Source organism: Kribbella sp. NPDC050820 (genome assembly GCF_040653975.1).
Classification (GTDB): Bacteria; Actinomycetota; Actinomycetes; order Propionibacteriales; family Kribbellaceae; genus Kribbella.
On sequence record NZ_JBFAHB010000124.1, the window covers coordinates 1 to 15,049 of the forward strand.

Here is a 15,049-nt window from a genome sequence, read left to right on the forward strand (position 1 = left end):
GTCAAGGGTCGAAGATCCGCGCAGCGGACGCCGAAGGCGCCCTTGACGCACACCACCACGACCAGCACGATCAAGCAGCCCGGAGCCGCGCCCCCACACTCCGCCTGCAACAGCACGCGAACCACAGTCCGCCGGCCCGGAGCACGCCCGACCACAGTCCGCTTTCCGCAGCACGCGCAACCACAGTCCGCTTTCCGCAGCACGCGCGACCACGGCCCGCTTACCGCAGCACGCGCAACCACGGCCCGCGTGGGCGAGTACCCGCGTGGGCGAGTACCCGCGACGACAGTCTGCTCGCCGGAGTAGCCGTACCTCAGGGCTGTCGGTCGCCCGGGGGTTCAGATTCCGCGGAGCGCGCCGCCGTCGATGGGGATGATGCTGCCGGTGAGGTAGGAGGCGGCGGGGGAGAGGACGAAGGCGGCGACGCGGCCGAACTCGTCGGGGGTGCCGTAGCGGCGCAGGGGGATGGTCTTCTCGGAGGCGCGGCGGGCGGCGTCGGGGTCGCCGCCCTTGGCGTCGAGCTCCTTGAGGCGGTCGGTGGAGATCCGGCCGGGCATCAGGCCGTTGACGCGGATCCCGTTCGGGCCGAGCTCGTCGGCGAGCGTCTTCGCGATCATGGCCAGGCCGGGGCGCAGACCGTTCGAGATCGCCAGGCCGGGGATCGGGGACTTCACCGACGACGACAGCACGAACGCGATCGACGTGCCCTCCGAGCCCGCCCGGGCGACCGCGCGGGCGATCCGGAGGCCGCCGAGGAACACGCTGTCGAAGGCGTTGCGCCAGTCCTCCTCGTCGGTGTCGAGGGCCGTCCCCGGGCGCGGGCCGCCGACGCTGATCAGCGCGCCGTGCAGCTCGCCCCACTTGGCGATCGCGGTCGCGGCGAGCCGCTCCGCGCTCTCCGGGTCGGCGTTGTCGACCGGGATGCCGACCACGTTCTCGCCGAGCTCGGCCGCGGCGCGCGCGATCGACTCCTCGTTCCGGCTGGAGATGACGACCCGGGCGCCTTCCGCGGCCAGCGCCTTCGCCGTGGCGAAGCCGAGGCCGGCGCTGGCGCCGGTGACGATGTAGGTGCGATCGCGCAGTCCGAGGTCCACGGCACCATCCTGCCTCACGGGTGCGGATCTCGCACGCCGAGGCCAGTTGGTGGCCGACGGCAAGTTCTAGTACGCCGACCGGCGCAGCGGACTCTCGCTGTTGTTGAGGTGCCAGGCGGTGTTGACCAGCCCGAGGTGCGAGAACGCCTGCGGGAAGTTCCCCAGCATCCGGCCGCTGACCGGGTCGTACTCCTCCGCGAGCAGGCCGACATCGTTGCGCAGGGCAACAAGTCGCTCGTACAGCTCGCGGGCCTCGCCGACCCGGCCGAGCAGGGCCAGCGAGTCGGCCAGCCAGAACGAGCAGATCAGGAACGCGCCCTCGTCGCCCGGCAGGCCGTCGTCGGTGTGCTCGGTGTGGTAGCGGCGGACGAAGCCGTCGTACCCGAGCTCCTTCTGGACGGCGTCGACCGTGCCGGCCACCCGCGGGTCGTCCGGCGGCAGGAACCCGACCTGCGGGATCAGCAGCACCGCGGCGTCCAACGCCTTGCTGCCGAAGGCCTGGGTGAACGTTCCGCGGTCGGCGTCGAACGCCTTCTCGCACACCTCGCGGTGGATCTGGTCCGCGGTCGCGCGCCACTGCTTGGCCGGACCGCTCATGCCGAACCGCTCGACCGCCCGGGCGGCCCGGTCGAACGCGACCCAGGCCATCACCTTCGAGTACGTGAACTGCTGCCGCCCGCCGCGGACCTCCCAGATCCCTTCGTCCGGCTGGTCCCAGATGCCGGTCAGGTGCCGCATCAGGCCGCGCTGCATCGCCCAGGCGTCGTCACTCGGCCCGATCCCGGTCTCCCGGGCGAGCGCGAGGACGTCCATCACCTCGCCGAACACGTCGAGCTGCAGCTGCTCCGCGGCCGCGTTGCCGATCCGCACCGGCTGCGCGCCGCCGAACCCGGGCAGCCAGTCGGCCTCGAACTCGGTCAGCCGGCGTTCGCCAGTGACGCCGTACATGATCTGCAGGTCGGCCGGGTCGCCGGCGATTGCCCGCAGCAGCCAGTCCCGCCATGCGGCGGCCTCGTCGGTGAACCCGGAGCGCAGCATCGCCGCCAGCGTCATCGTGGCGTCGCGCAGCCAGCAGAACCGGTAGTCCCAGTTCCGCTGCCCGCCGAGCAACTCCGGCAGCGAGGTCGTCGGCGCCGCGACGATGCCGCCGGACGGCGCGTACGTGAGCGCCTTGAGCGTCAGGATCGACCGGGTGACCTCGTCCTCGAACCCGTCCGCGTCGGCTGTCTGCCCGATCCACTCGGTCCAGTAGCTCTCGGTCGGCGCGAGCGAGGCGATCGCGTCGGTCGGGTTGGGCACCGGGTGGTGCGACGGATGCCAGGTGAGCACGAACCAGGCCTGGTCGCCGGCCGACACCTCGAAGTCCGCGTACGTCGCGAAGTCGCGGCCGTACTGGTGGACGTCGGACCGCAACGACACCGCATCCGGCCCGGCGATCGCGACCACCTGGCCGTCGGCCCGCCGTACCCACGGAACGACGTGGCCGTAGTCGAACCGCAGCCGTAGCTCGGACCGCATCGACACGGTCCCGCTGACCCCTTGCACGATCCGTACGACGTCTGGCGCTGCATCACGTGGTGGCATGAAGTCGATCACCCGCACCGAGCCGCCTGGCGTGGACCACTCGGTCTCCAGGACCAGCGTGTCGTCGCGGTAGTGCCGGCTGCTCTTCGCGTCGGCGTCGCGAGGTGAGAGCCGCCAGTGCCCGTTCTCGTCGGTGCCGAGCAGCGCGGCGAAGCAGGCCGGTGAGTCGAACCGCGGGAAGCACAGCCAGTCGATCGAGCCCTGCTTCGAGACCAGCGCGGCCGTCTGCAGGTCACCGATCAGCGCGTAGTCCTCGATCCGCCGCTCCGGCAGGGACTTCGGGCCTGGCCGGTTCGGCCGCGTCGTCTTCGGATTTGTCACCGCGTACTTCCTGTCGGGAGAAGTAGACCAGTCCACCGAGGGCGAGCAGGGCGAAGAAGAACCATTGCAGCCCGTAGAAGAAGTGTGGCCCGTCGTCGATCTCCGGACCCGGGAACGCGCCGAACGCGGCGTCGTTGGCCGGTTCCTGCTTGTCGATGGTCAGGTAGCCGTCGTACAGGTTCAGGTTGAGGACCTTGGCGAAGTCCGGGCCGTTGATCAGGCGTGCCGTGCCGTTGTCCGGGGTGCCGCCCGTGGTGCTTCCGCCGCGCTCACTGCGGCGCAGCCGGCCGGTGATCGTGACCTCGCCGGACGGGACCGCGGGGACATGGCCAGGGGCGAGCTCGGCGCCTTGGCGGGTCAGGAAGCCGCGGTCGACCAGGACCGCCTTGCCGTCGGGGAGCACCAGCGGGGTGACGATCTCGAACCCCGGGCGGTCGTTCACGTTGCGGTACCGCAGGACGATCTGCTTCGAGGCGTCGTACCGGCCCGTGACGACGGCCGTCCGCCAGGCGTGCTGGTCGCCGACCACGCCGTCCGCGCCGACGATCTGGTCGATCGAGGCCGGGGGAGCGGCCAGGTTGGCGCGGGTGACGTCGTTGCGTGCCTTGCGCTCGTCGAGGCGGTGGAACTGCCAGCGGCCCAGCTGGACGCACACCCCGGCGAGCACCAGGACCGCCAGCGCGGCGGCGATCCAGCGGACATTCATCAGACGACCCACATCTCGAACTTAAGCCATGCCCTGAAACAGTCGGTCCCCGGCACGTAGGCTGGGGGGCGTGACGGCTACCGAAGAGGTGACGCAGCTGGGTCTGGCGGACAGGTTCGGCCGGGTCGCCACGGACCTGCGGGTGTCGCTGACGGATCGATGCAACCTGCGCTGCACGTACTGCATGCCGGAGGAAGGCCTCGACTGGCTGGCGAAGCCCGAGCTTTTGACGGATGACGAGGTGGTTCGGCTCGTCTCCGTCGCCGTCCAGTTACTCGGCGTACACGAGATCCGCTTCACCGGCGGCGAGCCGCTGCTCCGCCGCGGCCTGGTCGACATCGTCGCGCGTACGACGGAGCTCCTGCCGCGGCCCCAGGTGTCGCTCACCACGAACGGGATCGGCTTGTCCCGGCAGGCCACGGCGCTCAAGGACGCCGGCCTGGACCGGGTGAACGTGAGCCTCGACACGATCCGGCCGGACACGTTCGTGCAGCTCGCCCGCCGGGATCGCCTCAAGGACGTGGTGGCCGGGCTCGAAGCGGCGCAGGCGGCCGGGCTGACGCCGGTGAAGGTCAACGCAGTCCTGATGCGCGGCCTCAACGACAAGCAGGCGCCGGAGCTACTGGAGTTCTGCCTGGAACATGGCTACGAGCTGCGGTTCATCGAGCAGATGCCGCTGGACGCCCAGCACGGCTGGAACCGGGCCACCATGGTCACCGCGGACGAGATCCTCGACCAGCTCTCCGAGCCGTTCGGTCTCGAGCCGACCGACGCGGCGGCCCGGGGGAGTGCCCCGGCCGAGTCCTTCACCGTTCGCGGCGGGCCGCAGACCGTCGGCATCATCGCCTCGGTCACCCGCCCGTTCTGCGGTGACTGCGACCGGGTCCGGCTGACCGCCGACGGTCAGGTCCGCGACTGCCTGTTCGCCCGCACCGAGTCGGACCTGCGGACGGCGTTGCGGGCCGGCGCCGACGACGAGGAGCTGGCCGACCGCTGGCGGCGTGCGATGCGGAACAAACTCCCGGGGCACGGGATCAACGACCCGAGCTTCCTGCAGCCGACCCGGCCGATGTCCGCGATCGGCGGCTGAACCACCGCAACGGCCGGAACGCGCCAAGCAGCGCTGATTCCACCGCGCCCGGTTCTGGCCCAATCCGGAAATGCAGTTTTTCGGGTCTCCGCGGATTCACCCGGAGAAAGGCTCGACCTCGCGCAGGAATGACCGGCGGCCGAGGAAGTCGGACAGGCTGTCCTTGTGTTCGTCACACGCCAGCCAGGTCTTGCGCCGATCCGGGGTGTGGATCTTCGGGTTGTTCCAGAGCAGCGCCCACTGCGCCGGCGCCCCGCAACCCCTGGCAGAGCAGGTGGACGGCAGGACTTCTTCGGTCATGACAGCCATTCCTGGGAGATTGTTGCTGACCACTCAATAATCAAAAGAGTGGGGAAAATGAAGCGACGTCGGACAGCCACGGGGGGAGCCGTCCGACGCCGCATCATGTCCCTGAATTTCATCAGTGAACTTCAGAGCACGCGGGAGATTCTGACACGGATGGTGCCAAAGTTTCCAGTCCCGGCACAGATCACTTTTCGGTGTCGATCTTGCGGCCCGGATCAGGCTCGTCGGCGGGCTTCGCAATGACGACCGGATGCGATCCGATCGCAGGGCGTTCGGGCGCCACGAAGGGGTCTGCGGCGTCCAGCGTGGTGGTCCGGTGCGCGTTGGCCAGCACGACTGCGACGTACGGCAGGAAGACCGCAGCGACGATGAACATCCAGCGCCACGGCGACGGGGTGAGGACGGCGAGCACGAAGCAGACGATCCGGATCGACATCATCCACGCGTAGCGCGCGATCCGGCTGTCCAGATCCTCCGACCGGCCCGGCTGGGCACTCGTCACCGAGATGACGGTCTCACCGGCCCGCTCACGGCGTCGTGACATCTATCCTCCTCACCAAGAACAACGGTACGCCGCGTCGTTCGCCCGGGCGCAGCCAGGATGGAGAGGTTCGTCTCATGACCGATCGCACCTACCGCGTGACCGAGATCGTCGGCACCTCCAGGGAAGGAGTGAAGGAGGCGATCACCAACGGCATCACCCGGGCCGGGGAGACACTGCGGCACCTCGACTGGTTCGAGGTCACCGAGATCCGCGGCCACATCGTCGACAACCAGATCGACCACTACCAGGTCGGCATGAAGGTCGGCTTCCGCCTCGAAGACTCCTGACCCACCGCAGCGTTCGAGGGGATATCCCGCCGGGTGATGGGTTCTCCCCGCGTACACCGACACAGAACCCATCGTTCGGGGGGATAACCCCTCGAACGATGGTGCCGGTGGCCGCGATAGCGTTCGTGCGACTGGCGACGTGAGGAGGGCTTGTGAGCAGGTCTGTGTTGGTGACTGGTGGCAGCCGGGGCATCGGGCTGGCGATCGCGACCGCGTTCAAGGAGGCCGGCGACCAGGTCGCGGTCACCTACAACACCAGCCCGCCGCCGGAGGGCTTCCTCGGCGTCAAGTGCGACATCACCGACCAGGAGCAGGTCGACGCGGCGTTCGACACGATCCAGGACCAGCACGGCCCGGTCGAGGTGCTGGTGGCCAACGCCGGCATCACCCGCGACACGCTGCTGCTGCGGATGGGCGACGACGACTGGTCCTCGGTGATCGACACGAACCTCACCGGCTCGTTCCGGGTCGCCCGCCGCGCAGCCAAGGGTATGCTGCGGCTGCGCAAGGGCCGGATCGTGTTCATCTCCTCGGTGGTCGGCCTGCTCGGCTCGCCCGGCCAGGTGAACTACGCGGCCAGCAAGTCCGGCCTGATCGGCATGGCCCGCTCGATCGCCCGCGAGCTGGGCAGCCGCGGCATCACCGCGAACGTGGTCGCGCCCGGTTTCGTCGAGACCGATATGACCGCGGTGCTGCCGGAGGAGACCCAGAAGCAGTACCTGAGCCAGATCCCGCTCGGCCGGTTCGGCCTGACCGAGGAGATCGCGAACGCGGTCCGCTGGCTCGCCTCCGAGGAGGCCGGGTACATCACCGGTGCGGTGATCCCGGTCGACGGCGGCATCGGCATGGGCAACTAGCCAACACCAACTCTAGAAAGGGACGCCGGTGGGCATCCTCGACGGCAAGCGGATCCTGGTCGCCGGAGTCACGCTGGACTCCTCGATCGGCTTCGCCACGGCCAAGGTGGCGCAGGAACAGGGCGCCACCGTGCTGATCTCGAACTTCGGCCGCGCGCTGAGCATCACCAAACGGATCGCCAAACGCCTGCCTGTCGAGCCTCCCGTGCTGGAGCTGGACGTCACCAATCCCGACCACTTGTCCGCGCTGCCGGACGCCGTCCGTGAGCACGTCGACGGCCTGGACGGTGTCGTGCACTCGATCGCGTACGGCAACCCGGAGACCATCCTGGGTGGCAAGTTCCTGGATGGTCCGTGGGAGGACGTGTCGCAGGCCGTGCACGTCTCGGCGTACTCGCTGAAGGCTCTGGCCGTCACCTGCGCGCCGCTGATGAGCCGCGGCGGCAGTGTCGTCGGACTGACGTTCGACGCGACCGTGGCCTGGCCCGGGTACGACTGGATGGGTGTGGCCAAGGCCGCGCTGGAGTCGACGAACCGGTACCTGGCCCGCGACCTCGGCGCCCAGGGCATCCGCTGCAACCTGGTCTCGGCCGGCCCGCTGAAGACGCTGGCCGCCAAGGCGATCCCGGGCTTCGAGAAGTTCGAGGAGCCGTGGCTGGACAAGGCTCCGCTGGGCTGGGACCCGGCCGACCTCGAGCCGACCGGCCGGACCATCGTCGCCCTGCTCAGCGACTTCTTCCCCGCGACCACCGGCGAGATCGTGCACGTCGACGGCGGCTACCACGCGATGGGAGCCTAGGGGTTGGCCACATCGCTGGTTGAGCTCCGCGTCCTGGACGGAGCCAACCTCTACTTCAGCCGTGCCGCCGTCAAGCTCACGCTCGACGTGTCCGCACTCGTCGACGCCCCGGCTCCGGCCGCGAAGGCCTACGCCCAGGCCATCGGGCTCGGCGCGACCCGGCCCGGCCGGATCGGCTCCGGCTTCCGGCAGCGGTTCGCGATCCGGGTCGCCGGTCACGTCGTACGGCGGATCGCGCGGGAGGCCGGGATCGGCCGGATCGGCGTCCGGGTCCGCCCGGAGTCCGACGTACGGCGGCTCGTCGTCGCCTTCCCGTGGGCACACGAAGGCCGGGCCCGGGCGCTCGGCGCGGCGATCGTCGAGGTCCTGGACGCGTTCGGCACCGAGGACCTGACCGACCTGACCGGGACCGTCGGCGACCGGGTGCGCAACGAGCCGCCGGGCAACCCGCCGCCGACGCTGCGGCCGAAGGTGCCGGTGGTCGCGGTGACCGGGACGAACGGCAAGACCACCACCTCGCGGATGATCGCGCACATCGGCCGCGCCGCCGGCCTGCACGTCGGCTGGTCCAGTACCGACGGCGTGTACTTCGACGGCAAGCTGGTCAAGTACGGCGACTTCTCCGGCCCGAGCGGCGCCGGTCAGGTCCTGTCCCAGCCCGGGATCCAGCTCGCGGTCACCGAGACCGCCCGCGGCGGCATCCTGCGCCGTGGCGTCGGCGTCACCTCGAACGACGTCTCGGTGGTCACCAACGTGACTGCGGACCACCTCGGCCTCGGCGGGATCGACACGGTCGACCAGTTGGCCGAGGTGAAGGCGGTCATCACGCAGATCACCCGGCCGCGGGGCTGGTGCGTGGTGAACGGCGACGACCCGCGGACGTTCGCGATGCGGCTCGGCTCGCCGGCCAAGTGCTGGGTGTTCTCCCGCGACCCCGACTCGCCGTCGATCCGGACCGTGCTGGACGAGGGCGGCCGGGCGACGACCGTGCTCGACGGGTTCATCACCGTGCTCGACCAGGCCAGCGACCCGGAGCCGTTGCTGAAGGTCGTCGACGTACCGATGACGTTGTCGGGGCTGTCGCACTTCAACGTGGAGAACGCGCTGGCCGCGGCCTCGGCGGCGCTCGGGCTCGGGCTGCCGCGGGCCGCGGTGATCGAGGGGCTGAACTCGTTCGCGCCGAACGAGAACAACCCCGGCCGGATGAACATGTACTCGCTGCGCGACTTCACCGTGGTGATCGACCTCGCCCACAACGAGGCCGGCCTGGAGGCGCTGCTCGAGATCATGCACGGCGTCCGGCCGCCGGACGGACGGCTGCTGCTCGCGCTCGGGTCACCGGGCGACCGGGCCGACGACATGGTGCTGGCGCTCGGGGCGATGGGCGCCCGGGCCGCGGACCGGGTGATGATCGGCCACAAGAGCGACTACCTGCGGGGCCGGCCGCCCTCGGAGCTCGACGCGGTGTTCCGGGAGGGCGCGGCGTCGGTCGGAGTGGACGACGTGCCGTCGTACCCGACCGAGCTGGCGGCGGCGCAGGCGCTGGTCGGCGAGGCCAAGCCCGGGGACGTGGTCGCGGTGATGTCTCTGCAGGATCGGGCGAGTCTTGACGCCTGGTTGCGGGCCGAGGGGGCTACCGTCGACACACCGGAGATCTTGAAGGCCAAGGTCGAGAGAGCCCACCACTAGCCCCTGCCCGCCCGCGGTTGGGGCGGGAACGGGGTGAACATGCGCTACCTGTGGTCGGTGCCGTCCGCGGTCGTCGCCTGGTTCGTGGCGGGTTTCGCCGCCACCTACCTGAAGGGGCTCCCGGACGGTACGACGCTCTTCGTGCCGTCGCGGCTGGACCTGCTCATCCTGGGTGGGTACGCCGGCGGGATCGCGGCCGGGCTGTTCGTCCGGCGGATCCGGCTGACCCTGCCGCTCGTCCTGGTCGTTGCCGCGGGCATGTGGTGGCTGACCGGGAACTCCTTCACCGACACCAGGCTCCTGCTCACGTTGCTGGTGGCAAGCGCCGTGGGCGGGCTGTTCGGCGCCGTGGGTACCCGAAGCTCGGTGGTGGCCGCTTTCGCGTTGGCGATTCCGGTGGCGTGGCTGGCGCTGCGCCCGGCGAACCAGTTGCAGGACTGGCGCTGGCTGTGGCAGCTGAACGGCCTGCTCGTCGCGGTCGGTCTGGCGCTGCTGCTGTACGTCGCCTGCTGGCGTCGTGGCTGGCGGTCGGCGTACTTCTGGGTCCCGCTGGCCGCCTTCTACCTGGCGTCCTTCGGCGTTGTCGCCGGCGTCCGCGTCATCAGCCTCGCCCCCACGGGCCAGCCTGTCGACCAGACCGCCGACGCGGCAACCGACGCGTTCTTCCAGTCGTTCGAGCCTGTCCTCCGAGAGTACTGGCCCTGGCTGGTCCTCGCCGTCCTCCTCGCCATCCCCATGACCGCCCTCAAACTCCGCGCCCTCCCGCCCCCGCCACCCCCACCCGACCCGTACGCCAACCGCTCCAACGACGCCGTACTCTCCGAAGACCTCGACTGGATCGACCGCGACGAACCGAGGCGCCGCTGGCTGCCCCGCCGCCCCGAAGCCCTTGGCTGACGTTTCAGCCGAGAAGGTTCTGGGCCAGCCAGCCGCCGGGCAGGAAGCCGGGTGGGAGGGCGAAGACGGCGGAGCCGATGGTGGTGGTCCACTCGTTCAGGGCGTCGGCCGCGTCGAGGCGGGCCAGGAGGGGCAGGAACTGGCCGGCGACGTCGGCCTGGTAGCTGAGGAAGATCAGGCCGGACTCACGGGCCGGGCCGGAGTCGTGGACGTAGTTGAGGCCCTTGCGGAAGATCCGGCGGCCGTCGTTCTCGGAGTGGTGGGAGAGCCGGGCGTGCGAGTTCTCGGCGATCACCAGCCGTCCGTCGGCGTCGCGGGCTTGCAGGTCGAGCTCGTCGTGCTCGGCCGCGCCGGTCAGCGGGGCGCCGTTCGACAGCTTGCGGCCGACGGCTCGCTCCTGCTCGGACCGGGTGAGCTCGTCCCAGGTGTCCAGGTTCATCCGGATCCGCCGTACGACGAGCGTCGTACCGCCGCGGAACCAGTCGGGGCCGTCGGTCGACCACACCGTGCTGTCGAACTCCGGTGTACCGACGGCCGGGTTGCCGGTGCCGTCGACCTGGCCGAACAGGTTGCGGCCGGTGACCGGCTGCCCGTCGGATCCGGTGCCGTTCCAGAACCCGGTCTGCCGCCACACCGGCGTCGCGAACGGCTTAGCGTCGGCGACGAGCCGCCGTGCGGCGTGCACCACGCTGACCGCGTCGTCGGCGCCGACCATCACCAGCAGATCGCCCCCCGACCAGGCCGCGTCGAGCCGATCGTGCTTCATCACCGGCAGGTCGTCCAACCCGGCCGGCTTCTGCCCGGTCAGCCCGAACACCCGCGCCCCGAACCCGACCGTGACCGTCAACGCGACATTCGCCACCGCCAGCTCCGGCGCCGTGTCCCCGGGCGCCCCCCGCCCACCGGCCATCGCCACAATGTCGTTGCTCCACAACCGCATGAGCCGGCCAAGCGCCGCCTTGTCCGCCCCCGGCAAGAGATTCAACGCCACCAACTCAGAATGCTTCGGAGAAGGCGCCGCGATCGCAGGCTGGTGCTCTCCGTACGGCTCGATCGTCCGTGCGACTGACAGTTCCGCCGGCTTGTCGTTGTCGAGGGCAACCACAGCACCGCCGGAGACGGCCGCACCCGCGGCGGCCGCTCCGGCGTACCCGAAGAACTGTCGTCTGGTGGTCACTTCGCTGTCACGGACAGGCCAACGAGGCTTGCCTCAGGCAAGTTCCCGTCAATCGTCTGCCCGCTCCTCGTCGGGCTGGACGAAGTCCGGGTCGCCGCCCTCGTCACCCGACCGGGCCCCGGCCTGCGCCAGGTGCGAGACGGACTCGAGCTCCGCCAGCACCGTCTGGTGCTGATCGACGCACAGTACGACGAGATCGCCCGGATTCGACCGCCCCAGCGCATGCCGGATCGCGGTCAGCTCGTCGAGCTCGATGTCGACCTGCCGGCAGCGAGCACCGTTCTCCATCGCGGCCCGCACACCCGCCTCGACCAGCGCCGCCGACTCGCCGCGCTTGCGCCCGCGCAGCCGGGCGTCCTCGCGGACCACGACCACGTCGAAGTGTTGCGCCGCGACCTCGCCGAGCTCCCGGATGTCGTCGTCGCGCCGGTCACCCGCGGTCGCGACCACGCCGATCCGGGACGGCCGCCCGAGCTCCGACGAGGCGCTCAGGCTCTCACCGAGCCGGTCGACGAAGTCACCGAGCATCCGCATCGCCGGCGCGTTGTGGCAGTAGTCGACGATCACGGTCCGGCCGTCCACGTCGATCTCGTTCAACCGGCCGGGCGACAGGTAGTACGACGTACTGAAGGTCCGAAGCCCTTGCCGGATGTCGTGCAGCGGCGCCCCGGCCGCGAACGCAGCCGCGGCGGCGGCCATCGCGTTCTGCACGTTCATCATCGCCCGCCCGCCGAACGTTGCCGGCAGCAAGTGTGTCCAGGCCAGCTGCATCGACCGGCGGCCGTGCTTGACCACGATCATGTCGCCCAGGTCCGACCGCTCCAGGACGACCGCCCGCCCGCCTCGCCGGCAGTGGCTGTCGATGTAGTCGCGGACCTCGCTGCCCGCCTCCGCCATGCTGAACCACACCACCTGGCCGGAACACTTCCGCCGCATCTTGCGCACCAGCGGGTCGTCTGCGTTCAGTACGGCGTACCCCGACCGTGGCACCGCCTCGACGAGCACCGCCTTCACGTCGGCCAGCTGCTCGAGCGTCTCCACCCCGCGCAGCCCGAGGTGGTCGGGCTGGATGTTCAGCACGACCGCGATGTCGTTGCGCTCGTAGCCGAGGCCCTCGCGCAGGATCCCGCCCCGGGCCACCTCGAACACGGCGAAGTCGACCCGCGGGTTCTGCAGCACCATCCGGGCCGACTTCGGGCCGGAGGCGTCCTGCCGGATCACCAGCCGCTCGTCGATCACGATGCCGTCGGTCGAGGTCATCCCGACCTTGCGGCCGAGGCCCTTGAAGACGTGGCTGATCATCCGCGACGTGGTGGTCTTCCCGTTCGTCCCGGTCACCGCGACGATCGGGATCCGGCTGGTCGCGCCCGGCGGGAACAGCATGTCGACGACCGGCTTGGCGATGTACTGCGGCTCGCCGATCGTCGGGTTGGTGTGCATCCGGAAGCCCGGCGCCGCGTTCACCTCGCAGATCGCGCCGCCGGTCTCGCGCACCGGCTGGGTGATGTCGGGGCAGATGAAGTCGATGCCGGCGATGTCCAGCCCGATCATCCGGGCCGCCTCCTCGGCGATCTCGACGTTCTCCGGGTGTGCCTCGAAGGTCCGGTCGATCGAGATTCCGCCGGTGGACATGTTCCCGGTCAGCGTCAGCTTCACCATGGTGTCCTCGGGCGGTACGTCGTCCAGCTCGAACCCCTGGTTGCGGACCAGTTCCCGGGCGGCGTTGTTGATCGTGATCCGGGTCAGGATCTTCTCGTGCCCGACACCGCGCCGCGGGTCGGCGTTGGTGATGTCGACCAGCTCGGCCACCGTGTGGACGCCGTCACCGACTACGTGGGCCGGGACTCGCTCGGCGATCGCCTCCATCCGGCCGTTGATGATCAGGCAGCGATAGTCCTTGCCGGTGACGAAGTTCTCCACGATCACCCAGCCGCGCCGGGACTGCTCGGCCGCGATCGGGAAGGCCTCGCGGACGGCGGCGGCGTCCTGCAGGTTCAGGCACACGCCGCGACCGTGGTTGCCGTCGAGCGGCTTGCAGACCACCGGGTACCCGATCTTGTGCGCTACTGCGACCGCCTCGTCGACCGTCCGGACCGATTCCGACCGCGGCACCGGCAGGCCGGCCGACGCGAGCAGTCGCGTGGTCAGGTCCTTGTCGCTGGCGATGTCGACCGAGATCGACCCGGTCTCCGACGTCATCGTGGCCCGGATCCGCTTCGCGTGCACACCCTGGCCGAGCTGGACCAGGCTGGCCTTGTTCAGCCGGATCCACGGGATGTCGCGGGACACCGCCTCGTCCACGATCGCCTGCGTCGACGGCCCGAACGCGGTCCGCTCGGCCTGCTTGATGAACTTCTCCAGCTCGGTGGTGAAGTCGAAGGCAGGATCCGGCTGGACCAGATGGTTGACGAACCGCACGGCGAGCTCGCCCGCGGCCAGCCCGACCGACTCGTCGGCGTACGCGTAGGTGATGTTGTAGCGGCCCGGGACACCCTTCACCTGGCGGGTTTTCCCGCGGCGCATGTCGTGGCCGGCCTCCTGCTGCAACTGGAGGGCGACGTGCTCGGCGATGTGGCCGAGCCAGGTGCCCTCGTGCAGCCGCTCGATGAAGCCGCCCCTGCGGCCGCGCGAGCAGTGGTGCTGGTCGAGCCGGGGCAGGTCCGCGAGCAGCTTCTCGGTGAACCCGGGGATGGTGTTCGACGGGAAGCTCTCCAGCGAGCCCAGGTCGACGACCAGATGGATCGCCGGTTCGTAGCTCCACACGTTCGGCCCGCGGTAGACGCGGGTCTCGATGATCTTCAGGTCGGGGGCGGGGGTGCCGTGCGTGTCGGTCATGCGGATCCGTTGTCTGATCGGGGTGCGGGCAGGTCGGGGTGGTCGAGTTCGGCGCCGGCCGTGATCGGCTCGGTCGCCTCCGGTCTGGACTCCCCGGCCGCCGCCGGCCGTTTCGACGTACGGCGACCGGCCCGGCGCTTGCGATCCGCGTAGTACTTGGGTGACACCCCCTCGGCGGCGATCTCCTTGGCGAGCTTCTGCAGGTCCCGCTCGGCGGCCTGCATTTCGGCGATCTCCTCGGCCGGCGGCTGCGGTCCGTACGACAGCAGCACCCGCGCCTGCAGGTCGAACGTCGCGGTCGCAGGCAGCACATGCAGTACGACGCCCGACGCCAGGATCGGCTCGGATCGCTTGGCGTAGTGGGCGTTGGACGTGATCCGGCTGCCGTCGAAGATCGTCACCGCGCCGCGGCCGACGACCTCCAGGTGGGAGCCGCGGACCACCGCCGCGGTGTCCTCGTCGACGCCGATGCCGAGCAGCCCGGGGGACTGGGCGACCAGCGACAGCAGCCGGCCGTACCGGTTCCGCTGGGCGAAGTGCTGGTCGACGATCGCGCCCTGGACCAGGCCGAGACCCCCGGACAGCTGGCTCATCCGCTGCCGCGGGGTCGCGCCGGCGCGTCCGAACGCGATCATGTGCTCGGCCAGGATGCTCGCGCCCGCCGACGTGCCGCCGACTGCCGCGCCGCGGGCGTGGGCGGCGGTGACTGCGCGACCGAACGCCGTACCGGTGACGACACCGGCGAGCTTGAGCTGGTTACCACCGGTCATGAACACGCCGGTGGCGTTGTGCAGCGGCTCGATGAACGCCGGGTCGGGGGGGGGGGGGCCGGGGCGGGGGGGGGGGCGGGCGGGCCACACGCC

The 15,049-nt window shown here is 70.4% G+C and carries 14 protein-coding genes; 6 read left to right on the top strand and 8 right to left on the bottom strand.

The features are described 5' to 3' along the window. Nucleotides 1-338: 338 nt before the first annotated feature. From AB0H36_RS46315 to AB0H36_RS46325, 3 genes are all read right to left on the bottom strand, one after another. On the bottom strand, nt 339-1,094 hold the full coding sequence (locus tag AB0H36_RS46315) for an SDR family oxidoreductase (RefSeq protein WP_360538298.1): 756 nt from the start codon (nt 1,092-1,094) through the stop codon (nt 339-341). A 66-nt stretch (nt 1,095-1,160) separates the two neighbouring features. Continuing rightward, nucleotides 1,161-2,999, bottom strand: a complete 1,839-nt coding sequence (locus tag AB0H36_RS46320; protein WP_360538300.1) for a glycoside hydrolase family 15 protein — start codon at nt 2,997-2,999, stop codon at nt 1,161-1,163. Next, nucleotides 2,911-3,717: an SURF1 family protein gene (locus AB0H36_RS46325; RefSeq protein WP_360538302.1), complete on the bottom strand. Its 807-nt coding sequence runs from the start codon at nt 3,715-3,717 to the stop codon at nt 2,911-2,913. Before AB0H36_RS46325 ends, AB0H36_RS46320 begins: the two co-directional genes overlap by 89 nt. Before the next feature lie 58 nt (nt 3,718-3,775). Between AB0H36_RS46325 and moaA the strand changes: the two genes are divergently transcribed. After that, on the top strand, nt 3,776-4,795 hold the full coding sequence (gene moaA / locus AB0H36_RS46330) for a GTP 3',8-cyclase MoaA (protein ID WP_360538304.1): 1,020 nt from the start codon (nt 3,776-3,778) through the stop codon (nt 4,793-4,795). 96 nt (nt 4,796-4,891) lie between these two features. Here moaA and AB0H36_RS46335 read toward each other — a convergent pair whose 3' ends face one another. Then, nucleotides 4,892-5,095 (bottom strand): hypothetical protein, encoded by a 204-nt coding sequence (locus tag AB0H36_RS46335; RefSeq protein WP_360538306.1) that lies wholly within the window; start codon nt 5,093-5,095, stop codon nt 4,892-4,894. A 190-nt stretch (nt 5,096-5,285) separates the two neighbouring features. After that, on the bottom strand, nt 5,286-5,645 hold the full coding sequence (locus AB0H36_RS46340) for a DUF3099 domain-containing protein (RefSeq protein WP_360538308.1): 360 nt from the start codon (nt 5,643-5,645) through the stop codon (nt 5,286-5,288). A 74-nt stretch (nt 5,646-5,719) separates the two neighbouring features. On the opposite strand from AB0H36_RS46340, the gene AB0H36_RS46345 reads away from it, so the two are divergent. The 5 genes from AB0H36_RS46345 to AB0H36_RS46365 all read left to right on the top strand — a co-directional run bounded on the left by AB0H36_RS46345 (nt 5,720) and on the right by AB0H36_RS46365 (nt 10,174). Beyond that, nucleotides 5,720-5,932, top strand: coding sequence for a dodecin (locus AB0H36_RS46345; RefSeq protein ID WP_360538310.1), 213 nt, complete (start codon nt 5,720-5,722; stop codon nt 5,930-5,932). Between the two features lie 152 nt (nt 5,933-6,084). Next, nucleotides 6,085-6,789, top strand: coding sequence for a 3-oxoacyl-[acyl-carrier-protein] reductase (gene fabG / locus AB0H36_RS46350; protein ID WP_360538312.1), 705 nt, complete (start codon nt 6,085-6,087; stop codon nt 6,787-6,789). A gap of 28 nt (nt 6,790-6,817) precedes the next feature. Beyond that, complete coding sequence (fabI, locus tag AB0H36_RS46355) at nt 6,818-7,588, top strand: enoyl-ACP reductase FabI (RefSeq protein ID WP_360538314.1); 771 nt, start codon at nt 6,818-6,820, stop codon at nt 7,586-7,588. Nucleotides 7,589-7,591: 3 nt separating this feature from the next. Further along, entirely contained in the window at nt 7,592-9,277 is a 1,686-nt protein-coding gene (locus AB0H36_RS46360) for a Mur ligase family protein (RefSeq protein ID WP_360538316.1), read from the top strand. Between the two features lie 39 nt (nt 9,278-9,316). After that, nucleotides 9,317-10,174: a hypothetical protein gene (locus AB0H36_RS46365; protein ID WP_360538318.1), complete on the top strand. Its 858-nt coding sequence runs from the start codon at nt 9,317-9,319 to the stop codon at nt 10,172-10,174. 4 nt (nt 10,175-10,178) lie between these two features. On the opposite strand, the gene AB0H36_RS46370 is transcribed toward AB0H36_RS46365, so the two are convergent. The 3 genes from AB0H36_RS46370 to AB0H36_RS46380 are packed head-to-tail and all read right to left on the bottom strand — an operon-like array spanning nt 10,179 to nt 15,046. Further along, entirely contained in the window at nt 10,179-11,351 is a 1,173-nt protein-coding gene (locus AB0H36_RS46370; RefSeq protein WP_360538320.1) for a Dyp-type peroxidase, read from the bottom strand. Nucleotides 11,352-11,399: 48 nt separating this feature from the next. After that, on the bottom strand, nt 11,400-14,186 hold the full coding sequence (cphA, locus tag AB0H36_RS46375; RefSeq protein WP_360538322.1) for a cyanophycin synthetase: 2,787 nt from the start codon (nt 14,184-14,186) through the stop codon (nt 11,400-11,402). Further along, on the bottom strand, nt 14,183-15,046 hold the full coding sequence (locus AB0H36_RS46380; RefSeq protein ID WP_360538324.1) for a cyanophycinase: 864 nt from the start codon (nt 15,044-15,046) through the stop codon (nt 14,183-14,185). The genes cphA and AB0H36_RS46380 overlap by 4 nt, the downstream gene beginning before the upstream one ends. Nucleotides 15,047-15,049: the final 3 nt, after the last annotated feature.